The following is a 21,963-nucleotide window of genomic DNA, read 5'->3' as shown; positions in this document are numbered from 1 at the left end:
AAGCGAACCCGCACGCAGAAGGCATGGACGTTCAGGCCTTCAAAGCTCGTTTGAGATCGACGGATTCCCGGCCCGCTGTCGGACGGATCCGAATCCGGTGGGGCCCGCTCACGATGATCTGTTTGGGCCGTGTCGCGCCCGATCGGGTATTCCTGAGCCGTGGTTGAGGGGCGACAACGTGAGGAGCCACGCATGGCGACGATCAGGACACGTCTCAAGGCCGCGCTTGTTGGGCTCGCCCTCGCGGGTGCCCCCGTCGCGGCCTCCGCTCACCACGGCTGGAGCTGGACCACCGGCCAGAATATCGATCTCACCGGCGTGATCATGGAGGCCCGGCTGGGCAATCCTCACGGGGTGCTGGAGGTGGACGTGGAAGGGGAAACCTGGACCGTCGAGGTCGGCCAGCCCTGGCGCAACGACCGCGCCGGCCTCAAGCAGGGCGATCTTGCGGAAGGGGTCGAGGTCCGGGTGATCGGCGAACCGTCGAGCGACGTATCGGCGCGTCGGGTGAAGGCCGAGCGGATCTATCTGGATGGCCAGGAATATCCGCTCTATCCCGAACGCGACTGAGACGGTGGAGGCACTGTTCGCGGCGCTGGAGGCCACGGGCGCGGCAACCTGGTTGCGGATGTCGCGCTGGGGCTACGCGGCGGTCAATGCAGCCCATATTCTCGGTCTCGCCGCCTTGGTGGGCGCCGTCATTCCGCTCGATTTGAGGCTTCTCGGCGCCTGGCCGCAGGTGCTGCGTCGCGATGTGGCGCGTGTGCTCGTGCCCGTCGCGGCGTGCGGACTCGCGGTTGCCGTGACGACCGGAGCCTTTCTCTTTTCCGTTCGACCGCAAGACTATGCTGCCATCGCTATTTTTCAATTCAAGATGGTTTTCGTCGTGCTCGGAACGTTCGCCGCCATCCTCGCACACGTGCGTCATGGCACACTGCTCGATCGGGGCGAGGGTCGCTATCTCCAAGCCCACGCGGCGTTTTCCCTTTTTTGTTGGCTCTCGACCCTGATTTGCGGCCGAATGATCGCATTCGCAGCCGGCTAATCATCTGCTGCAGCGCAGCACCCACAGGGTGAATCCGATCGCAAAACCGCCGTGTTTCAGAGCTAGTGTTCTGTTTAGTCAGGCATGCGCGTGCAGGGACGGAGGCGACGGAACGGGGACCGGCCTCCGCGGGAGTGGAAAGATGGGCGAGTACAGGCCGGATTTTCAGAGCGATGGAGCGGGTTTCGCGGTCGTGTGGCCGATCGCAGCGCCGTATCTTCATGCCCTTCAGGACATGGGGCTGAGCGACACGCAGATTGCGCGCTATTTCGGTGTGGCGCCGCAGCGCGTGAGCGAGCTCAGCCGAGCCTATGAGCAGCGGGAGACCACCGAGGCCTGAGCCCCGATGGTCCTTGCCGGGATCGGCGATCGTTGCCGTCGCCCTGCCGGTCTGAGTTCTTGGTTTGACGCCTTTCTCGAAGGTGAAGCGGCCACTGCGCCCGGAAATGCTCTCTATCCGTTTAGGTTTTCATGGAATCGCCGAACGGCTCTAACCCTTTGTTTTGTCGCATTTCCGGACAGAAAACCGGTTCCCCACTTTTCCTGGAAATGCTCAGACATTTCCTATGAGAATGCCGGCGGCGAAGACAAGCGCGCCGCCGAGAACGATCTGGAGCGTCGCCCGTAGGAACGGGGTGTCCATGTACTTCCAGCGTATCCAGGCGATCGCCCACAGCTCCACGAACACGACGAGAATGGCAATCGCGGTCGCCGTCCAGAAGGCGGGGATCAGATAGGGCAGGGCGTGGCCGAGACCACCGATGGTGGTCATCAGTCCGCAGGCGATGCCGCGCCGCGTCGGGGCGCCCCGCCCGGTGATGACGCCGTCGTCGGAGAGCGCTTCCGTCAGGCCCATGGAAATGCCGGACCCGACCGCCGCGGCGAGACCGACCAGGAAGGTGCTGAAGGAATCCTGCGTCGCGAACGCGGCGGCGAACACTGGCGCAAGCGACGACACCGAACCGTCCATCAATCCGGCAAGGCCCGGCTGGACATAGGTCAGCACGAAGCGGCGATGGGCAACGGCGTTTTCGGTCTCGCGCGCGGACGGCGTCAGGTTCTCCTCGGCGAGGTGATCGGCCCGGTCCATATGCTCGGCTTCGGCGGCGGCCAGATCCGTCAACAGCGACCTGATCGCAGGGTCGCTCGCGCGATCCGCTGCGGCCTTATAGAAGTTGCGCGCGTCGGTCTCCATCAGCTCCGCCTCGACCCGGATACGCTCCAGGCCGAGATTTTCCACCAGCCAGACCGGCCGGCGGGAATAGAAGCCGGCAACGTCCTGCCGCCGGATCGGCAGCACCGCCTTGCCGAACTTCTCGTGATAGAGCGCAAGCAGACGCTGATAGTGACCGCGCTCTTCGCTGGCCATGCCCTCAAAGACGGCGGCCGTCGACGGAAATTCCTCTTTCAGGTGTTCCGCAAACGTCATGTAGATCTCGCGATCTTCCACTTCCGACGAGATCGCGAGCGACAGCACCTGGCGCTCGTTCAAGTCGCTGAAGCGGCGGCGGGAGGAAAAGCCAGGAATCATGTCAGCCCCTATTGCTAGCTCTGGAGGATTTCGGGGTTTTGGAAATCGAGATCCTCGGGGTCGTTCGATTCGGGTCGGATCGGGATCGACGCGGAAAGCCGATTTCGCCGGCCTCCACCCGATCGCGTCAACCGACCGAATGTGCTGGATGTCGACCGCAGATTGGAGCGGTTCTTAGTTCGCCTAGCCCACTTATATGACCGACGTCCGACAGGCTGTACGAACTTAGATCATCAGGCGAACAAACCGTATTGCCTGATGCCCTCGTTCATTCCCTCTCGCGCCGGATTTTGCGAAAAACCGATACCCGCTTTTTCGCTCGGCGCTTTTGGGCGTAGGACCGTGAAAATGGGGGAGGGATGCGAGACCCGAAAAATGCGACCCTCGAGATGCCGGCGGTTCGTTGAGGATCGGCGCGCAAGAGGCGGAGAGGGGGACGTGGCGGCGAGAAGTGCCGGTATCTTGATGTACCGCGAGCGGGCGGATGGGCACGAGGTCTTGCTGGTCCATCCGGGCGGACCCTATTGGCGCAACAAGGATCTTGGGGCGTGGTCGATCCCGAAAGGCGAAGTGGCGCCTGGTGAGGACGACGAGACGGCAGCCCGTCGCGAGTTTCAGGAGGAGCTTGGCTTTCCGGCACAGGGGCCGCTGATTCCGTTGGGTGAGGTGCGTCAGGCCGGTGGAAAGCGCGTGGTCGCCTTTGCCCTCGCCGGAGATCTGGCCGTGTCGAAGGTGCGCTCGAATAGGTTCGAGATGGAATGGCCGCCGCGCAGTGGGCGACGACAAACTTTTCCCGAGGTCGACCGCGCAGCCTGGTTCACGCTGGACGCCGCCCACGAGCAGATTTTGGATGGCCAGCGTCCGCTGCTCAACCGCCTCGCGGCATTCCTCCGTTCAGCTTGAGAAATTCCGCACGGAAACCGGTTTCGACGTTTCTCCGGGCTTTGCGGAGCCAGCGCGCGACGGCGCGCCGGCCGGCAGGCCGCCCTCGCGGAGCCGCGAGCAACGCGAGCTGGCGTGAGCGCCACTTCGAACCGCGAACCGGTTTCGACGTTTCTCCGGGCTTTGCGGAGCCAGCGCGCGACGGCGCGCCGGCCGGCAGGCCGCCCTCGCGGAGCCGCGAGCAACGCGAGCTGGCGTGAGCGCCACTTCGAACCGCGAACCGGTTTCGACGTTTCTCCGGGCTTTGCGGAGCCAGCGCGCGACGGCGCGCCGGCCGGCAGGCCGCCCTCGCGGAGCCGCGAGCAACGCGAGCTGGCGTGAGCGCTACTTCGAACCGCGAACCGGTTCCCGCTTCGCCCGGAAAGACTTGAATTTAACGTCGGGCCTGACGGAACGCCCATGGGGGCGTGACCCGGTGGCCAAGCCAGTGGACGGTGCAGTTTTGGTCGTTCATGACGATGCCGCCATCGGAGTGGACGACATAGCCGTAGAACTTGTCCTGGGCGTCGGCAAAGCTGACGGCAGAATAGGCCGCGCGCGGTCCGTCCTGACAGTAGCCGCCGATGAAGAAGCCATGGTCCGGGCCGCTGACCACTACGTCACATCTGGTGCCGAAGGCGTCGCATTCGCTTTGCGCGGCGCTTCGGGCCGCGCTCTCCGATCCTGCGGCGATCACCCAACTGCGGCCGTCCGGACCGATCGCCATGGCGGCATAGCCCCAGGGATCGGCATTTTGCACGCCGCTGGCGGTTCCGGGCTGATACATCCGGTTGACCGATTCCGGTGCGGGTTTCAGCGAATATTCGGCCTCAGCCGGTGTTCCCAGCATCAGGAGCCCGGCGACAACCGAAGCTGTGGCAAAGACCCAGGACTGCCCCGCCACCTGACCTGCCCGTTTCCGGCAAGCCAATCGTCTTGCGACTTTCGTCGTCATTTTAACGCCTGTCTTCTTACCGTTCGCCCATTGCCTGATCCGCCAATCTTCTTGTGGTGATTGCCGTGCGCGGACTGGCAAATTTGAGGGGAACTGACCCACCTTACATTTCTGATCTCAGACTTCTGATGGTCTTTGTCTTCGTTTTTCAGTCGAGATTGCGTTTGGACTGTACGAAATTCATTGAGGTTGCGCAAATTTCAGTACCAAAGGCGCCAAGTGCAACGGAGGTGGCGGCCTTCACCGACCTGTCGCGATTGCTATTTGAGTTTCAATTGCGGCGAAGGAAGGGAAGCCGGAGCCAGCTTATTGTCTCGACGCGCTTCCGGACGACGGACCGATTTCCATTTCGTCTGGAAACGCAACTGTGAATGGTGCTTTTGGCTCAAGTCGAGCGGCGCATAATCCGATGACGCAGCGGCGCCAGCACCAGGAGCACGCAGAGCGCCAGAATGACGACGGTGATCGGTCGTTCCAGCAGGATCATCGGGCTGCCGTCGCCGAGGCTCAGCGTTTCTCGCAATCGGTTTTCGATGATCGGGCCGATCACGATCCCCATCACCAATGCCACCAGCGGCCAGCCCAACCGGAGCAGGACGTAGCCGGCCGCGCCGGCGGCGAGCGCGACCCCGCAGTCGAAGAAGCGGGAGTTCACCGCATAGATGCCCACCAGGGAGACGGCGATTACCGATACCGCGATGATCTCCTTGGGGACCTTGACGATCATGGCGAAGGGCTTCAGCCACACCGCCAGCACGATGAAGGCGACGATGTTGATCAGCAGCATCGACCAGTAGAGCGTCGAGATCAGGACCGGCTCCTTGATGAGCAAAAGCGGGCCGGGATAGATCCCGTTCAAGGTGAACACTCCAAGCAACAATGCGCTCAGCGCCTCGCCCGGGATGCCGAGGGTGAGAAGCGGGATCAGCGCACCGGCCGGCACGGCGTTGTTGCCCGCCTCGGAAGCGAGGCAGCCCTCCGGGTTGCCCTTGCCGAAGCTGTCGGGATCCGGTGAGCGCCGCTTGGCCACATCGTAGGCGATGAACGAGGCCAGCACCGAGCCGGGCCCGGGAAGCAACCCGATCAGGGTTCCGATCACCCCGGAGCGGATCAGCGTCTTCCAGTAGATCAACACCTTCGCGATCCGGCTGAAGTCCAGGCTGGAGCGGCTGAGATTGAGGCTGTCGGTCTTCAGGATGCCCTGCTCCAGAAGCAGGAGCGCCTGGCCGATGCCGAACAGGCCGAGCACCAGGGCGACGAGGTCGAGCCCGTTCTGCATGTCCCAGCTTCCGAACGTGAAGCGGGGGCTTAAGGTCGGGCCGTCGATGCCGATGGTGGAGAGCCAGAAGCCGAGGCCGATCAGAAGCACGGCCTGGCCGAGCCGTTCGCGAAACGACACGGCGACCAGCAGGATGCCGAATACGGCGACGGCGAAATATTCCGGCGGGCCGAAATTTGCCGCCACCCGCGACAGGAGTGGCGCGAGCACCACCAGGATCGCGATGGAAACCAGCCCGCCGCCGAGCGACCCGACCAGAGCGGCGGAGAGGGCGGTCTGGGCTTCGCCGCGCTCCGTTAGCGGAAAGCCATCGAAGCTCGTGACGATCGAGGAGGGAACGCCGGGCACTTTCAGGAGGACGGCAGGCACCGCGCCCCCGAAATAGCCCCCGCAGAACACGCCGAGAAGCAGCGACAGCGCCACGTCCGGCGCGAGCTGGAAGGTAAACGGCAACAGCACCACCATGCCCACCATCGGACCGAGGCCGGGCAGAACCCCGACCACGATTCCGACGATCGTGCCGATCACCAGGGCGATCAGATTGCTCAACGCGAAAGCGGCGGCGAAGCCGGCGAAAATTGTCTCCACGTTCACGCTCCGCCGAACGCGGACCAGAGGGTCGGCGCGGGAAACCAGATGTCGAGAACGGTGATGAAGGCGAGGTGCATCAGCAACGTCACGATGGCTGCGGTGAGGAGGGCGCGCAGCGGCTTGAGATAGCCGGCCAGAAGCAGGCCGGCGAACAGGAACGCGAAAGTCGACGCATCAAGGCCGGCAACCGCGATCGCCGGAGCGTAGAAGCACGCCAGCACGAACAGGAGGAGCGGGCGCGGCGGCAGTCTGACGCGTATGGCTTGGCTGGCGCTTCGGGGCGCGCGCAGCAGGCGAGCGGCGGCGGGCACGGCCCCGGCGGCGGTGATAGCGAGCGCAATCAGCGGAAAGATCAGCGGTCCCTTGTAGAAGGGATCGGGGCCGCTGACGTCGACATGGGATTTCGCCGTGACCATCAGGCCCAGCGCTGCCAGGCCAATCAGGGTCGCCAGCGCGTCGCCCGCCCAAGACATGCCCGCGCGGGAAGACGTATCGGCGCCGTCGGTATCGCTCATGAAGGCGCGCTTTCAGCTATCCGCAGGCGGGCTATTGGATGATCCCGAGATTCTTCATGATCGCGCCGAACTGGTCGAGTTCGCTGTCCATGATCTTACGCGCCTCCGCCGGGCCGGTCTTGTTCGGGATCACGCCGACATTCTGGATGACCTCCTGCACATCCGGAGCCTCCATGGCCTCGAAGAAGGCGGAGGAGAGCTTGTCCACGATTTCCGCGTCGGTGCCCTTGGGGACGAAGGCGCCGAACCAGACCGAATAGGCTTCGCCATAGCCCTGTTGGGAGACGGTCGGGGTGTCGGGGTAGTTCTCCAGCCGCTCCGGGGTCATCGCGGCGAGCAGCTTCATCTTGCCGGACTCCAGATAGTCGGTCAGGCCGGGCGTCGAAAAGGTGATGACGTCGGCATCGCCCTGAACCACCAGCAGCGGATTGAGCTGGCCATAGGCCGTCTCCTTCCACTTGAAGCCGCCGATTTCGGCCGCCTTCATGGCGATCAACGTCGGTACGGCGCCAAGCCCCCAATGGGCGAGGCGGACCTCGTTGGTCTTGGCATACTCGGAGAGCTCGTCGAGATCGTCATAGGGGGCGTCGGCGCGGGTCGCGAGCGTGAACGGGCTGGACCAGACCAAGCCGAGCGGCACTAGATCCTGGTTCTTGTAGGGGGTCTTGCCGCGCAGCACCTGGGTGATCATCGGGCCGATGGAGATCAGGCCGATTGTATAACCATCCGGGCGCGACCGGGCGAGCTCGGCCGTGGCCAGCACGGCGCTGCCACCGGGCTTGTTCACGACCTTCACCGGAACGCCGAGCGCTTCGGACATCTTCGGCGCGATAGCGGTGGCCACCAGGGTGGAGGGATCGTTCGTCGCCGGCCACGGGATCAGAATCTGGATCGGCTTCTGCGGCCAATCGGCCATCGCTACGCCGGTCGAGAGCGCAAGGGCCGTCAGCGCCCCCACTAGTGTCTTCAATCTCATGCGGAAATCCTCCCCGTTCGTCAGTCTTCAATGGTTTGCGATCGTCGCGATCGGGCCAGCGATTGCCCGGTTTCCTCGGCGTGGGCCCGGTGTTCCAGGAGCGGATGCAGCTTGTCCAAAAGCCGCACGAGGGTGTCCGCTTCCTCAGGCGTGAGTTCCGACAGCACTTGCTCATTGCGCTGGCGCGCGGCCAGAAGCACCTCCCGGTTGGTCGCGCGGCCCTTGTCCGTCAGCCGCACGATCGTCACTCGCTGATCGCTCGGATCGGGATCGACGGACAACAGATCCTCGGCGGCCAGCGTCTTGACCAGGCGTGAGAGCTGGCCCTTGTCGAGCTGGAGGGTGTGCACGAGTTCGCCAAAGCGCACCGGTTCCAGCGCGGCGACCATGCCGAGCACGCGCCACAGCCGAATGTTCAATCCATAGTCCGATTTGAGCCAGCTCTGCCCCACCCGGTCGATCACGCCGGCCAGCATGGCAAGACGGAATGTCACCAGATCGCGAATATCCGCGACCTGCGGGTGCCTGCCGCTGTTCGCTCCCTCCGTTTCCTCCACGCCGCCTCGTTTCCCGGGCTCGAAATTCGCCGCATCGACCGGGCGCCTTTCCTGGGGGCGCCGGTCGACCGGCATTTTGCGCATGCTCGGAAAGTTCGTTGTCCTTGTCAACGATTTCGGACTGCGGCGCAGCCGGTGCGGGCGATGTTCAACAGGCCCTACTCTTGGGTCTCTTCGCAGACGGTCTCGACCCCGCTGGCGTCGTCGCAGGCGGAGAGCTGGTCGTTGCGTTCGGCCGCTGCTTCCAGCCGCGTGGAGAGGGCATTCGCATCGACCGGCAAGGCGAACTGCTCGTCGACGGCGAATTCGCCGATCGCGGTGCGGATCGCTTCGCGGTCCTCAGGCGAAGTGGAAGCGGGGAGATAGTGAAGCTCCTTCAGGCGTTCAGCCACCGCCGGGTCGGCGAGCGCCGGCTCCATCGCCGCCTCGGTGGCGGGGCGATCGCCGGTGCCGCCCTCGCCCGCGCTGCCATCCGACGAGGCACCGGGATAGACCACGCGCGACACGGTGTCGGTCTCGCTGATCGGGCGCGCGGTGGCGGTGCGCACCGGGCCGCGCTGGTCGGCAGTGGTCGGCTGGGGCGTCGGCTCGGACGCTTGGTTCGGTGCGTTCGGGGCTGCCGCCGTCTGCGAGGAGGGAGGCTGTTCGCTTTGTGTGGGCGAGGCGTCCGCGCTCTGGGCATCGGGCAGCGGCGCGCTTTCCACGGCGTTCGGGTCGAGCACGGACTGCAGGGTCTCGGTCTCGCCGTCCGGGGAGAGCTGAACCGGGCCGCTTTCGCTGTCGCCGCCGGTGACATCGGTCGCATCGGTGGTTACGGTCGGGGGCAGGATCCCGCGCCGGCGCAGCTCGTCCTCCGGCATCTCCGGCACGTCGCCATTTTCCGGCCAGGTGGGTTCGGGGGCGGCCGATTCCCGGCTGATGATCGTCTCCGGCTGGACCATCACCCACAGCCCGTCGCCGCGACGGCAACGGTAGCCTTCCATTACTACCCGCTCGCTCTGGTTGGCGGTGACGTAGTCGATGCGGTAGCCGCGGCACGGGTTGCCGCAGTTGCCGCAAGGCCGGCCGCTGCGCCGCTCCACCGGCGAGAAGGCGCGGATATCGACGCGGGCGCCGGACGGTGCGCGGAACGACTGCGGCGCTCCGGGCGGGGCATATTGCAGGAGCGAGTGAAGCTGCTGGTCGATGGCGCCCAGATCGCGCGGCGGCACTGGGCCTTCCTGAGCAATCGCGGCGAGGGGCACGGCGACCGCCAGCGCGATTACCCCCGCCCACAGCCGCAGCGCGCGCCGGGGCCGGTTTCGCAAGGGGCGCAGGAGGGTCGAAACGTTGATCATCGCACAGTCTGTCCTGTTCGGCTCGCAATCGAAACGGGAACTATTGGCTCCGATCGCGATGATTTTGAGACGACGTCCGCGGTGTCGACGCTCATGTCGGCCTCTCGAAGCTCTCGCCTTCCTTTTCGGCCCGTCTTCTCGAGGCGACCTTTGCGTCCATCCGCCGGCTCCGGTCTCTCCGCGCTCGCGCGCTCCTCACGCCACAGGCGGCGGAAAAGGTCCTGACCGTTGTCTGACGGGTTCGCTTTAGAAAACATGGAAGGGAAAATCCACCGGGTCGGTGGATCGAGGCGATTCCGCCCCTTGCCGTCCGCCGATGCGCTCCTTATAACCCGGCTCTGCCGCGCACATCGCGCTGCCGGCTGCGCCCTTCGTCTATCGGTTAGGACGCCAGATTTTCAATCTGGAAAGACGGGTTCGACTCCCGTAGGGCGCGCCATTCCCTTTTGGGAATGGTCGCCCTCGTCCAAAAGTGGGTTCGAGCGGGCGCGCCAAAACCTTCTGTTTCCGAATCTTGAAAGCTTTGACAAACGTCTTGCTCCCCGTTCGGCGATGCGGGCGAGGAGGTCTTCCATATGGCCGCGAACGTTCCGCACTTCCTCGCGGGCCGTGAGTGCCCGCCCCTCGGCGGACGGGCGCCGCGCTCCGCATGCCACGCGACGCTCAATCGGCGGCCAAACGACCGGCAGGCCCTGACGGCAGCTTGAAACGCGAGGAACTTCGACCCCGACACCAATTGTCCGACCGATGCGGAATGCCTGAGGTCACACGGTCCCATCTCACGCGATCATTGCAACCGAATCGCTGGCGAGGAAGCTTCGGTCCAGCCTTGCAGGTCGCAGGCCTAATTCTGTATAGGAGGGCACTCCTAGCGCCCAGCCGGATGGTCGAACAACAATTTTGTGCTTGCCTTTGGCCCTATAGGCAACGAAATACGGATGAAAAATGTCCCGAAATACTTTTGTGTATGAGGCTTGTGAAAGAAACGATCAAGCTGTACCAGACATTGAGGTCCGTTTTCCGGAACATTACGGGCAAGTCGGGGAAGATCTGATCGTCGAGTCGCTGCTCGCCGCCCGGGCGGCCCGGCTCGGGGAGCCGCTTGAAGGTCAGCGTTATTTGGAAATCGGCGCGAATCACCCATTTGCGACCAGCTCGACCTATTTATTGAATCGTCGCCACGGGATGCGTGGCGTGCTGGTGGAAGCAAACCAAGGGCTCCTCGACGATTTGAGGCGGTTGCGCAGCGACGACGAGGTCGTGCATGCGGCCATCGTCGACTACGATGCCGAATTCGTCGACTTCTTTGTTTCCAGTCAATCCGAACTTAGCTCAACAGAGCGACGTTTCGTCGAAGAGTGGCCGGCGGAAAAACTTGAAGTGACCGAGGTGCAGCAGGCACCCGCGCTGCGTCCGAATGTTCTGCTGGAACGGTATTTCGCCGACCAGGATCCGATCTACGTCTCGATCGACGTTGAAGGCGGCGATCTCGTCGTCATGGAGGATATCGATTGGGCCCGGTGGCGACCCTATATTTTCCAGGCAGAGCCATCGGAACATTTTTACCCCGGTATGCGGGAGAAAATGATCGCGTTTATGCATTCGGTCAATTATATTCTGGCTGCTGAAACGCATGTAAATCTGATTTTCGTGAATCGGGACGAAATCCAGGCGCGAAATCCTGAAAAGCACGCGCCTTGGTATCGGCATGTCTCGTCCACGCAAAAGAAAAACGCAGCTTCAATCTATTCCGAGACCTGCAGCGTCGGGATCGTCACGCGGACCAAAAATCGGCCGGTGCTGCTTCGCCGGGCTTTTGAAAGCGTGAAACGCCAGACGTACCCGCACTGGGAATTGGTCGTTGTGAACGATGGTGGCGACCCCGACCCGGTGAACAGGCTGATCTCAGCCGTCTTCGGTGACGACGAGCGAGTGCGGGTGATCCATCACGAGCAGTCGCAAGGCATGGAAGCGGCCAGCAATGCCGGGATTTCCGTTCTTGGTACGGACCTTGCGATCATCCACGACGACGATGATAGCTGGGCTCCGGAGATGCTGTCGGTCGGGACGCAAATTCTCCGCACGCGCAACCAGCAATTTCCTTCCATTCGCGGTATCGCGGTGGGGCTCAACAACGTCTACGAGACCGTTAGCGGCAATCATATTCAAGTTGATAATCTTACCCCCTGGCAGGCGGGGCCGGACCAGTCCTTAAAGAACGAAGGGGTGTTGGACCTCTCCAAAATGCTGGTAAGGAACTTGTTTCCGCCAATCGCTTTTATTTTCGATCTTTCGATCTGCAAAGACCTTGGAATGTTCGATGACGTCCTGCCCGTGCTTGGCGACTGGGATTTCCATATAAGATTCTGCTCGCAGTACGACGTTTGGATCCATCCGGAAGTGTTGGCTTTTTATCATCACCGGCCGAAGGCATCCGGGGTGATGGGAAATACTGTGCACGCGGAAACCGGGAAGCATCTTATCTATAATACTTTTGTTCGAAATCGATGGTTGCGAGAAGGGATGGCTGGCGCCGGCGTGGGGTCGCCTATGGCGTCCCTGATGCGGGATCTGTCGCTGAAGCTTGAGCACATCGAAGACGGTTTGAAGGGTTCCTAAGATGAACAGAGAATGGTCGCGGCTTCTGAAAGGCGTGAATGTCGTCACATTCGATGTTTTTGACACGATCCTTCACCGTCGGGTGACCGCACCGGTTGATGTCTTCGAATTTGTTCGTCTGCGTGCGTTCGAGCAGGATTTTGCTCTCCTCCATCACGATGCGCTCAATGGATTTACGCAATTGCGGATGTCCGCGGAGGCCGATGCGCGCAAACGCCGGGTGGCGGAGCATGGCGACGAAGGCGAGATCAGCTTTGATGAGATTTACTCGGAGCTCCAGCAGCTTAGCGGTCTCCCGGATGATGTTCTCGCTTGGCTAAAAGCGTGTGAGCTGGAGCTGGAAACTGCGTTCTTGTACGCGTCGCCGACGGGCTTGGACTTCTATCGCGCGGCCAAGGAAGCGGGCGCGAAAGTTGCCTTTCTGAGCGACATGTATCTGCCGTCGGAGTGGATATGTCAGCGGCTGGCTGAGCTGGATGTGCCGGAGGCGGCATCCTGTCCGGTTTACGTGTCGGGTGAGCTCCGGGTTTCCAAGCATAGAGGCACGATGTTTGCCCACGTGGCGGCAGATCAGGGGTGGTCGCTGGACACGACGTGGCTTCATGTCGGCGACAACCGGCAGGCTGATGTCGAAATGGCCGAAGCGGCGGGAGTGCGAGCGTTGTTTGCCGATTGGGCGCAGGTCGAGAACCGGCTTCGCCCGTCCGGTCCGGAGTTCCCGGCGACTGCGGTTCACTCGATCATCAACTCGCTCGAATTGCCTCAGAACCAGGACAAACTGCCCGAGAGCCCGCTCGCCCAGATCGGGTACAAGGTCTGGGGCCCCATGCTCTTTGGGTTCACCTGCTGGCTGATGTCGGAGCTGCGGGCCCGCAAACTGGATCGCGCTCTATTTATTGCACGCGACGGCTGGCTGCCGCTTCGGCTATTTGCTGCCTGTCAGGAAAAAGTCCAATCCTTCGATGTGGAAAGTGAATACTTCTACATGTCGCGTGCCACAGGCTATATGACGGGCCAACGTGATTGGAACCCCGGCAGAGCATGGTACTATGCTGGTAGTCGAACGTCGAAGAGCGCGCGACGCGCCTTGAAGTCTGCCGGGCTTGATGCTTCACAGTATCAGCGAGTTTTGCTTCAACATGGCATAGCGGATGCCGACGCGCCGCTTCATGGAGAACATGAACAACGTTTGGCGGTCAATGCGATCAATTCGCTATTTTATGACACCTTGTGTGCAAGTGGCGAACGCAGGAAGGAATTTGAAGACTATTATCAAGCTGCGTTCGGGAAGTCCGATCGGATTGCGTTGATCGATATCGGATGGCTAGGCAATATTCAAAGATGCTTCGTGCATTCGTTGTCGGACGCGTCGGCGGTTGAGCGCGTAGAAGGCTTGTATCTAAGTCTCCATTCAGATCACGCCGATCATAATTTTCGCCTCGGGCTTAAGATGTCGGGGTGGCTGAATCAGAGTCCGCATTATCATCAGTTCCGCGAAGCGCTGCTGAGTGGCGGGACTGAGCTTATGGAGTTTATCCTCACTGCGGATCATGGTTCGACCATTGCGCTGACAAAGGAAGACGGGGTTGTGCGCCCCGTTTTGGAAGAGCAAGGCGAAGAGGAGCTTGAGCATCAGCGCTTTGCGCTTGAGGCGCAAGAAGGTGTCGTAAAGTTCGTCGAAGATCACCTTTACCTCTTTGACTATTTCTCGCCGGAAACGCTGAATTGCACGGCCTGGGCGGAGCCATTTCTGCGTCTCGTGATGCAGCCGACGGACCAGGAGATCGCGCTGCTGGCGAGCATTACGCATTCGGATGGCCCCGGAAGCAATCAACAGCGTCAACCGTTGGCGATGTTGCTGTCGCGAGAGCAGCGAGCGTCGGCTTCGGCAGTTGAAGAAGCGAGAAATCGATGCTTCTGGAAAGCGGCGTTCGATCGCATCAATCTGGATGTGTCTTCCGGGGCGCGGTCGGATGGTGGGGGCGCGAGTTCTGTCGATGTCCCGTATCCATTGATCGCGGCGGCGCTTCCGAAAAAGTTGAGGAATGAGGCCAAGATTATGGCTCATGCCATGGGTGGGCGCTCCTGGAAATCTTACGCTCTGCGTCACCCAATGGCCGTCAGCGAGTGGCAAGCGATCCGGCGACTACAGCGCCGGGCGAAGCGATTGAATCTGCGCCCCTGACCGCTCTTCGAAGATGCCTCGCGGATTGGGTTTCGGTGCGAGTGTGTCGCTCGGGGGCGCACATTTCGGATGGCGCAAATTTGAAAAAATACGTTCATTCCGAAGATGAATGCAGCAAGCGGGAAATATAACGATGTCGGGCGACGCCATATTGGTAACGGGCGGGGCCGGTTATATTGGTTCGCACGCTTGTAAAGTGTTGGCGCAGGCCGGATACGTGCCCGTCACATTCGACAATGTGTCGACGGGTTGGGAACAAGCGGTCAAGTTCGGTCCGTTCGTGCGGGGCGACCTACTCGACAGGGCGGCGCTAGAGGGAGCCTTTGCGGAACATCGGCCAGTTGCGGTTCTTCATTTTGGCGCTCTCAGCCAAGTTGGAGAATCGGTGGCCAGTCCAGGGTTGTATTGGCGCAACAACGTGGTCGGATCGCTCAATTTGGTCGAGGCGATGACGGCCGCCGGCTGCCGAAATATCGTATTTTCATCGACCTGCGCGACCTACGGCGATCAAGACGGCGTGGTGTTGACGGAAGATAGCCGGCAGATGCCACTCAATGCCTATGCTGCCTCGAAGCGTGCAGTTGAAGATATTTTACGAGACTTCGAGAACAGCAAAGGTTTGAATGCGGTTGTCTTCCGCTATTTCAATGTCGCTGGCGCGGATCCGGAAGCCGAGATTGGGGAATGGCATCAGCCTGAAACGCATCTGATCCCCGTGCTGATTGAGGCCGCGACGGGGAAGCGGGACGCGCTGACGATATTTGGGGACGACTATTCGACCCCGGATGGGACGTGCGTTCGGGACTATGTGCACGTCATGGATTTGGTGGCGGCGCACCTGCAGGGGCTCGATTGGTTGCTCCAACGGAAAGGGAGCAGGGTTTTCAATCTGGGAACCGGGCAGGGCTTTTCGGTCAAGGAAGTCATTTCCGAGTTTGAAGCGGTCACCGGGCGCCCCGTTCCCTTTGTCTACGGGCCGAGGCGCGCCGGAGATGCCGCGTTGCTGGTCTCCGATTGCCGTCGTGCCAAAGAGGAACTTGGCTGGAGCGCGGATCGCTCGATCCTCAAGCAGATGATTGAGGATGCTTGGCGGTGGTACCGGACTGGCGGGTATCGCGCGGAATGAGGCGTTGCAGGCAGCTCTTTTCCAGCCCGGCTGGGAACGTGTCTAAAATGGCGATTTTTTCAGCAATCTGCTGATCTGGGAACGATCCGGTGAAAAGCGCGGTTGGCGAGAGTGTATCTGCCGCTCAGTAGAACGGCATATGGTCCGGATCGAGCTTGAGTTCGATCAGCAACGGCCCGTCCCTCTCTGCGAGGGCGGACTTTACAGCGTCGAAGTCGTCCAGAGTACGCACCTGTACGCCTCTCCCGCCAAGAGCCTGAGCGAGCGGAGCGAACTCGGGCCACTCGAAGAGTGAGACCGCAGGGTTCATTTGCTTGTCGCGCAACTGGACATGCTCGGCACCGTAGCTGCCGTCGTTGCACAGCACCACGACGAGGTTCAGGCCGTAACGCACGGCCGTGTTGAATTCCGCCAATCCGCCTAGCATGAAGCCGCCATCGCCGATGGTCAGCACCACGGTTCGTTCGGGACAGGCGGCCGCGGCGCCGTTCGCGTGGCCCATTCCCAGGCCAATGGAGCCGAAATTCGCCGTCAGCACGAAGTCGGACGGGGCGTTGACGTTAAGATATTGCAGCGCCTTGACCATGTGACGTCCGGCATCCGTCACATAGATCCTGTCGGCCGGCAGCAGCGCGTCGAGGCGCGAAAGCGCGGTGACGTAGTCGAGCCCCATGCTCCTTTGTTGGCCGGACGCCGGGTCCGGATGGTCGGCAAGGCCCTTCGGGTCCAGTTCGGCTCGGAAGCCGGAGGGCGGGATTTCTGCTTCGTCCAGCCAATGGACGAACAGGTCCGCCGTTTCCTTCATTCCGCCGACGAGGCCGACATCCGGCACATGGCGCAGGCCGATATCCTCCTCCCGCGCCATGACCTGGACCACGCGCTTGCCTTTGACGAACCCACCATCCGATGTCGTGTAGGTTCCGAGGCTGGCGCCGAACGCGATCACGCAATCGCTTTTCATGATGGCGTCCACTGATTTCGGCGTGCTCAGGGTGCCGTAGACGCCGAGATTGAAGTCCTCCGAGCGGAAGAGGTCTTTCGCTTTCAATGTTGTCGCCAGCGGAGCTTCCAGCCGTTCTGCCAGGCGCAGGAGCGCCTCCCTCGAGGCCGGATCGGTTGCGCCGCGTCCGGCGAGAACGATCGGCCGCTTTGCGGCCGCTACCAGTCCGATGGCGTTGTCCAGATCGTCGCCCGTCGGTGTAATCGTCGGCACCGAGAACGAGACCAGCGGCGTCGACGCTTCCGCCTCGACTTCGCGACGTTGAATGTCGACCGGAATATTCAGGGCGATGGGGCGGCGTTCGCCATAGGCACGCCGGATCGCGCGCGCCAGATCGTCGGCGGCCGTTTCGGCCGCGTTGACCTGGTCGAAGCCGGCTCCGGTCGACAGGATGGCCTCGCGTTGGGCAATGTTCTGCAGGTTCTCGCGATCATGGTAGGCGGTGTCGCCGCACATCAACACGACGGGCAGCGAGGCCTTAACGCCCTCGGCCAGCGCGGTCAGCGTGTTGGTCACGGCCGGGCCGTGCGTGACGCTTGCGATGCCGACCTTGCCGGAAACGCTGGCATGGCCGAGCGCCATCAAGACCGCTCCGCTCTCGTTTGCCGCGCCGTAGTAGCGGCCGCCGCAGTCGCGCAGGAAACTGTCGATCATGTAGAGGTTCGCGTCGCCGACGAGCCCGAACAGCGGCCCCTGTCCAGCATTCGCCAGGCTCCGCGCCAAGATTTCAAATACTTTCATGCCTCACCTATTCCGCAGGGTGGTGCCCGCGACGCAGCGTCCGGAAAGATGTGTTCCGGACGCGATCTCAACCGCTGCTCTGGCTCGGAAGCCACGTGACGATGCCGGGGAAGAAGATGAGCAGCAACAAGACGACAATCGCGGTCAATGCGAACGGAGCAACGCCTTTGAACACAGTGCCGAGGCTTATCGGCTTCCCAAGGTTGGCTTGTGGATCCAGCGCTATTCGATGGACGATAAAGGTCAGAATGCCGAGCGGCGGCGTGAGCAGGCCGACCTCCGCCATGACGACAAGGAACACGCCGAACCAAAGCGGATCGACTCCCACTGCTTTGAGTGGGGCAAGGAGGACGGGAATCGTGAGCAACATCATGGCGAGCGTGTCCATGAACATGCCCAGAAGCAGGTAGACGAGTATCAGGATGAGCAGCAACTCGATCCGGCCGAGGCCCATATCCACGATGCCTTGGGCCAGTGCGTTCGGGACCTGACTGAGCGCCATCGCACGCGTCAGCACGACGACGCCGATGATCAAAAGGAAGATGGAGGCCGTGCTCGTCAGCGTGCCGGCGAGCGATTCCCGGATCATCGTGGCGACGGCCCGCCACGAACCGTTCGTGCGCAGACAGTTGATCGTCCCGAACAGGAGTGCGGCGAACATGCCGAACACGCCGGCCTCCGTCGCCGTGAAAATGCCGGCAAAGAGCCCGCCGATGACGGTGACGACGACGATCAGAATCGGAACGCCTTCAACCAGCGACTCCATCCGCATGCGCCAGCTCACTTTGCTCATGTCGACGCGCGGTGCCATGGACGGATCGACCACGGCACGTGTGACGATCATGAGCGCGAAGGCAAGGGCGAGCATCAGCCCCGGCACCACACCGGCGAGAAGCTGATGGCCGACCGGCTGGGACGCGGCGCCGGCATAGACAACGAGGAGGAGGCTCGGGGGGATGATCTGGCCGAGCGTGCCGGCCGCAGCCACGCTGCCGACGGCCAGCTGCGGATGATAGCCGGTCTTCAGCATCTCCGGGATCGATACCCGGCCCAAAGCGTAGGTAATGCCGATCGTGCTGCCGCTGCTGGCGGCCAGCGCGGCACCGGCGAAGTTAGTGGCAACCGCTAGGCCGCCGGGCATCCAGCCCAGCCACCGGCGCGCGCTTTCGAACGCCGTTTCCGTCAGGCCCGATTTCCAAAGCAGCATGCCCATGAGAATGAACATGGGAATGACGCTGTAGGACCAGGACGCGACGGCATCGAAGCCGACGGATTCCAGGGTGGAGGTAACCACTCTGGGGCCGCTGAGGGCATATAGGCCCAGAACGGCCGCGCCGAGCATGGCGATGCCGACCGGTATACCCATCAAGAGCAAGACAATGCTCAGCACGATGACGAGCATGCCCGTGACCTGCTTGGGCATGTCGAGATACAGCATCGCGATCGATGCGGCGATGGCGACTGCGAGGCCGACGAAAAAGACCGCGCGGGCAGCCCGATGCTTGCCGGTCGCCATAGCGCCCGATGCCGTGTCGCCCGCGGGCGGGGTGCTTCCGCTCAAAGGGTATCCCCGTCAAGTTCGGCGTCCTGCCTGTCGGGAAGGAGACCGGCGAAATATCGGAAGGCGGTGGCCGCAGCCTGCAGCGACAGCATCGCGAGCCCGACAACGGCAACGAATTTGAACGGCCAGATCGCGATCGGAGGCGAAGAGGCCGTCGTCTGGCCGACTTGCGCGCTTTCCAACGCGTCGACCGCTGCGTAATAGGTCAGGGCCATCACAAGTGCGGTGGCGACGAGGCCGAAGGTCCCTTCCACGATCTGGCGCATGCGAAGCGGCAGCGCGTCGAGCAGGATCGTCACCTTGATGTGTTCCTGTCTCTGTTCGGTGTAGCCGAACGCAAGCAAGGTCAGCATCGGCATCCACCAATAGGCCGTCATTTCGAGCGTTCCGGTGAGCGGACTGCTGAATAGCGTCCGGCCGACGACGTCGATGAAGACACTCGTTGCCAGAAGGATCACCGCCGCGGCAGCGCCATAGGCGAAGACCGCGCTCAATCTGTCGATGAGGCGAAGGAGGGAGAACGAGGCGCCGCGCTCTGGCCCCGTCATGTTGTCAGGTCTCGTTTGTGACATCGAAGCCGCGATCTCCTTACACTCCGGAAAGCGGATGTTACCCCTCCGGCGAGGCCGATCGGGCCGGAGAGGCTTGTCGCGTTATTGTTGGTTCAGGAGCGACGGCGTGACCTCGTCGTTGAACTTCGCGTAGAAGTCGGACAGGTCCACGTCGCGCAGTCCGGAGAAGGCCTCGAGGATCGCCTCCGGAGTGCGTTCGGTCACTTTGTAGCCCTGCTGCTCGAGCGCGTCGGTCCAGTATGCGATGCGCTCCTCATAGCTCTCAACGAAAGCCTGCGGGTCCGGCACGGTGCCCGGTGCCGATTCGGAGAGATTGGCCACATAGTCGCTGCGCTGTTGCCTGGCGACGGGCTCCAGCTCGGAGATGTCGTTGGTGTGGATTTCCTCGCCGGCAGCGATCAGATCGCCGGCCTTGGCTTCGATCTCCAGATAGCCTTTCCAGATATTATAGGCGGCTCGCACATTTTCCTGGACAATGAAGTCCTGCAGTTCCTTCGGGAAGCTTTCCCAGACGTCCAGGTTGATCACCCAGGTCGAGGCCTGGAGCTGCGCCATGGTGACCGGCACATATTCCGGTGCGACATCCTTCAGGACTAGCCCGTCGACATACTGATTCGGGTTGATCACCATGCAATCGAAGACGCCGCGCTGCAGACCCTCGTACGCCTCGTTCCAGGCGATGCTGACCGGGGTCATGCCGAGCGCTTCGACGGTCTGCGACCAGACGGCCCCGATGGCGCGGGCGCGCTTGCCCTTGGCGTCTTCCAGGGTGGTGATCGGCGTGTTGCACAGCAGATTGTACGCCGGGGTTGCCGTTGCCTGGAGGACTTTGACGTTGTGGGATGCGTATTCCTGAATCAGCGGATCAAAGGTCAGGACCGTTTCCAACGCGGCAGCGCCGCCGGCGGCGACGTCATGCACCGTAGAGCCGCTCAGCGCGGCTCCCAAACCGAACAGCCAGGACCCGACGGGCAGCTCCTGCGGCATGTAGCTTGGGATGATCAGCCCGATGTCGGCCACCCCATCTCCAACGCCCTTGAGCGTATCGAGTGCTCCCAGAAGCGACGACGACCAGTAGTTCTCGAAGGTGATCTTGCCCTCGGTGAACTCGGTGATTGCCTCTTCCCATTGGACCATCGCCTTGCCGAAGTTGGCGTTCTGGTCACCGGAAAAATCGGCGAGCCTCAGGACTTGCGGCTCGAGATCGGCAAGCCATTCCTTGTCGGCGGCGGTGGCCGGGCCGGCCGCGACCATCGTTGCCGCAGCCATTGCGGCGGCGGACAGGGCCGTCCGGAAAAATGCATGCTTCATAGAATCCTCCCACCGGATCTCCCGGAAATATTGGCGCCTCGTATCGATCGATTTCGCGCAAAACAAGTGGTATCATTTCCTACAATACGGGACAACTTTTCTGCGGCAAAATCTGATCGCAACCCGTTTCGGGGTATGCTCCGTCATGTTTGCGGCTGGGCAACAGGCGTTGACCGTGGAGGAAGACGCGTCTGCGTGCGATGGCGAGCCGGGCAAGACGAGCTCGTCTTGTGGGAAAATGAGTCTTAAATTTCCATTATATGGGAGAATATGTTCGTCTGCCGCGCCGAACCCCCCACCTCGCGATGCGGCCATTTGTCGGTTTGCTGCGCTGAAGGCCTGCGTTCGACCAAATGGTCTCTGCCCGGAACCTTTGGATTTACGAGTTCATGCCCTTCGGTGGCGTTGTTGCCTCCGCCGCGGTCCGATGTCGGCCGACAAAGCTGTTTGGAGCCGAAAGACTACCGGGTAGCGGCGTCCGGCGGTATGCATGTGCTCAAACAAAAAGATAAGGGGAGGAGGTTCATGGATTTCAAAAAGCTCGAATATTTTCTCGCCGTGGCCGAAGAACTGAATATCGGCCGGGCGGCGACCAGGCTCGACATCGCGCAACCGCCGCTGTCGCGCCAGATTTCCGCGCTCGAGGAAGAGCTGGGCGTTCAGCTTTTCGATCGCGCGCGCAGCCAGATCCGGCTGACCCAGGCCGGCTGCGTGCTGCGCGATCATGCACGGCAATTGCTCAATCGGTTGGACATCGCCCTGCGCGAGACGCAGCGCGTGGGCACCGGCTCTGCCGGGCGGTTGAGCATCGGCTTTGTCGGGTCGGCCTCTTACGGCGCCCTTTTGGGGGTGATCCGCAACTATCGGAACGCCTACCCGGACGTGAATCTCGATCTCCTCATACTGAGCACGGCAAACCTGCAGCGTGCGCTGGTCGAGCGCGAAATCGACATCGCCGTGGCTCGACCGGAGCTCGAGGACCTGGAATTCCGCAAGGAGGTTTTGAGCACCGAACCGCTGATCCTCGCGATCCCCGAAGGATCCACCTTGAGCGAGCATGCTTCTGACCTGCCCCAACGAAGTGGTCCAGTTTCAGTCTTAGTGCATGACGGGTGTTGGAGCTACGACCGGGGTGGCCGGC

Annotated in this window: 19 protein-coding genes and 1 tRNA gene; 9 read left to right on the top strand and 11 right to left on the bottom strand. The window is 62.1% G+C overall.

What is annotated here, in order from left to right:
- The first annotated feature begins 192 nt into the window (after positions 1-192).
- The 3 genes from HNS03_RS04095 to HNS03_RS04085 all read left to right on the top strand — a co-directional run bounded on the left by HNS03_RS04095 (position 193) and on the right by HNS03_RS04085 (position 1,385).
- Positions 193-570 (top strand): DUF6152 family protein, encoded by a 378-nt coding sequence (locus tag HNS03_RS04095; protein ID WP_367193309.1) that lies wholly within the window; start codon positions 193-195, stop codon positions 568-570.
- Positions 533-1,045: a DUF2214 domain-containing protein gene (locus tag HNS03_RS04090; RefSeq protein ID WP_367193307.1), complete on the top strand. Its 513-nt coding sequence runs from the start codon at positions 533-535 to the stop codon at positions 1,043-1,045. The genes HNS03_RS04095 and HNS03_RS04090 overlap by 38 nt, the downstream gene beginning before the upstream one ends.
- Before the next feature lie 142 nt (positions 1,046-1,187).
- Positions 1,188-1,385: a hypothetical protein gene (locus tag HNS03_RS04085; RefSeq protein ID WP_367193305.1), complete on the top strand. Its 198-nt coding sequence runs from the start codon at positions 1,188-1,190 to the stop codon at positions 1,383-1,385.
- Positions 1,386-1,598: 213 nt separating this feature from the next.
- Here HNS03_RS04085 and mbfA read toward each other — a convergent pair whose 3' ends face one another.
- Positions 1,599-2,576, bottom strand: a complete 978-nt coding sequence (gene mbfA / locus HNS03_RS04080; RefSeq protein WP_367193304.1) for an iron exporter MbfA — start codon at positions 2,574-2,576, stop codon at positions 1,599-1,601.
- Between the two features lie 438 nt (positions 2,577-3,014).
- Here mbfA and HNS03_RS04075 point away from each other — a divergent pair, with 438 nt between their 5' ends.
- Positions 3,015-3,479, top strand: coding sequence for an NUDIX domain-containing protein (locus tag HNS03_RS04075; protein WP_367193303.1), 465 nt, complete (start codon positions 3,015-3,017; stop codon positions 3,477-3,479).
- 412 nt (positions 3,480-3,891) lie between these two features.
- On the opposite strand, the gene HNS03_RS04070 is transcribed toward HNS03_RS04075, so the two are convergent.
- From HNS03_RS04070 to HNS03_RS04045, 6 genes are all read right to left on the bottom strand, one after another.
- A complete protein-coding gene (locus HNS03_RS04070) occupies positions 3,892-4,452 on the bottom strand; it encodes a hypothetical protein (protein WP_367193301.1) in 561 nt (186 codons plus the stop codon).
- 385 nt (positions 4,453-4,837) lie between these two features.
- Positions 4,838-6,319, bottom strand: a complete 1,482-nt coding sequence (locus tag HNS03_RS04065) for a tripartite tricarboxylate transporter permease (protein ID WP_367193300.1) — start codon at positions 6,317-6,319, stop codon at positions 4,838-4,840.
- Between the two features lie 2 nt (positions 6,320-6,321).
- On the bottom strand, positions 6,322-6,837 hold the full coding sequence (locus tag HNS03_RS04060) for a tripartite tricarboxylate transporter TctB family protein (protein WP_367193298.1): 516 nt from the start codon (positions 6,835-6,837) through the stop codon (positions 6,322-6,324).
- 31 nt (positions 6,838-6,868) lie between these two features.
- On the bottom strand, positions 6,869-7,813 hold the full coding sequence (locus tag HNS03_RS04055) for a Bug family tripartite tricarboxylate transporter substrate binding protein (RefSeq protein WP_367193296.1): 945 nt from the start codon (positions 7,811-7,813) through the stop codon (positions 6,869-6,871).
- A 20-nt stretch (positions 7,814-7,833) separates the two neighbouring features.
- Positions 7,834-8,454: a MarR family winged helix-turn-helix transcriptional regulator gene (locus tag HNS03_RS04050; protein WP_367193294.1), complete on the bottom strand. Its 621-nt coding sequence runs from the start codon at positions 8,452-8,454 to the stop codon at positions 7,834-7,836.
- Positions 8,455-8,528: 74 nt separating this feature from the next.
- Positions 8,529-9,707: a hypothetical protein gene (locus HNS03_RS04045; RefSeq protein ID WP_367193292.1), complete on the bottom strand. Its 1,179-nt coding sequence runs from the start codon at positions 9,705-9,707 to the stop codon at positions 8,529-8,531.
- A 364-nt stretch (positions 9,708-10,071) separates the two neighbouring features.
- Here HNS03_RS04045 and HNS03_RS04040 point away from each other — a divergent pair.
- The 4 genes from HNS03_RS04040 (at position 10,072) to galE (ending at position 15,637) form a co-directional block, all read left to right on the top strand.
- Positions 10,072-10,146: transfer RNA gene (locus HNS03_RS04040), tRNA-Glu, on the top strand.
- Positions 10,147-10,652: 506 nt separating this feature from the next.
- Entirely contained in the window at positions 10,653-12,326 is a 1,674-nt protein-coding gene (locus HNS03_RS04035; protein WP_367193291.1) for a glycosyltransferase, read from the top strand.
- Position 12,327: 1 nt separating this feature from the next.
- Positions 12,328-14,511, top strand: a complete 2,184-nt coding sequence (locus tag HNS03_RS04030; protein WP_367193290.1) for an HAD family hydrolase — start codon at positions 12,328-12,330, stop codon at positions 14,509-14,511.
- Positions 14,512-14,644: 133 nt separating this feature from the next.
- Entirely contained in the window at positions 14,645-15,637 is a 993-nt protein-coding gene (gene galE, locus HNS03_RS04025) for a UDP-glucose 4-epimerase GalE (protein ID WP_367193288.1), read from the top strand.
- Positions 15,638-15,761: 124 nt separating this feature from the next.
- Here the strand turns inward: galE and HNS03_RS04020 are convergent, their stop codons facing one another.
- The 4 genes from HNS03_RS04020 to HNS03_RS04005 all read right to left on the bottom strand — a co-directional run bounded on the left by HNS03_RS04020 (position 15,762) and on the right by HNS03_RS04005 (position 20,822).
- The gene (locus HNS03_RS04020) at positions 15,762-17,378 is read right to left on the bottom strand and encodes a thiamine pyrophosphate-binding protein (protein WP_367193287.1); all 1,617 of its coding nucleotides are present in this window, start codon (positions 17,376-17,378) and stop codon (positions 15,762-15,764) included.
- A 67-nt stretch (positions 17,379-17,445) separates the two neighbouring features.
- On the bottom strand, positions 17,446-18,939 hold the full coding sequence (locus HNS03_RS04015) for a TRAP transporter large permease (protein WP_367193285.1): 1,494 nt from the start codon (positions 18,937-18,939) through the stop codon (positions 17,446-17,448).
- The gene (locus HNS03_RS04010; RefSeq protein WP_367193284.1) at positions 18,936-19,487 is read right to left on the bottom strand and encodes a TRAP transporter small permease subunit; all 552 of its coding nucleotides are present in this window, start codon (positions 19,485-19,487) and stop codon (positions 18,936-18,938) included. Before HNS03_RS04010 ends, HNS03_RS04015 begins: the two co-directional genes overlap by 4 nt.
- Positions 19,488-19,592: 105 nt before the next feature.
- Positions 19,593-20,822 (bottom strand): C4-dicarboxylate TRAP transporter substrate-binding protein, encoded by a 1,230-nt coding sequence (locus HNS03_RS04005; protein ID WP_367193282.1) that lies wholly within the window; start codon positions 20,820-20,822, stop codon positions 19,593-19,595.
- Between the two features lie 525 nt (positions 20,823-21,347).
- Between HNS03_RS04005 and HNS03_RS04000 the strand changes: the two genes are divergently transcribed.
- The coding region (locus HNS03_RS04000; RefSeq protein WP_367193280.1) for a LysR family transcriptional regulator at positions 21,348-21,963 on the top strand (616 nt) is incomplete at its 3' end.

Source organism: Amorphus sp. 3PC139-8 (genome assembly GCF_040750475.1).
GTDB lineage: Bacteria > Pseudomonadota > Alphaproteobacteria > Rhizobiales > Amorphaceae > Amorphus.
This window is presented reverse-complemented; position numbering and strand designations above follow the sequence as displayed.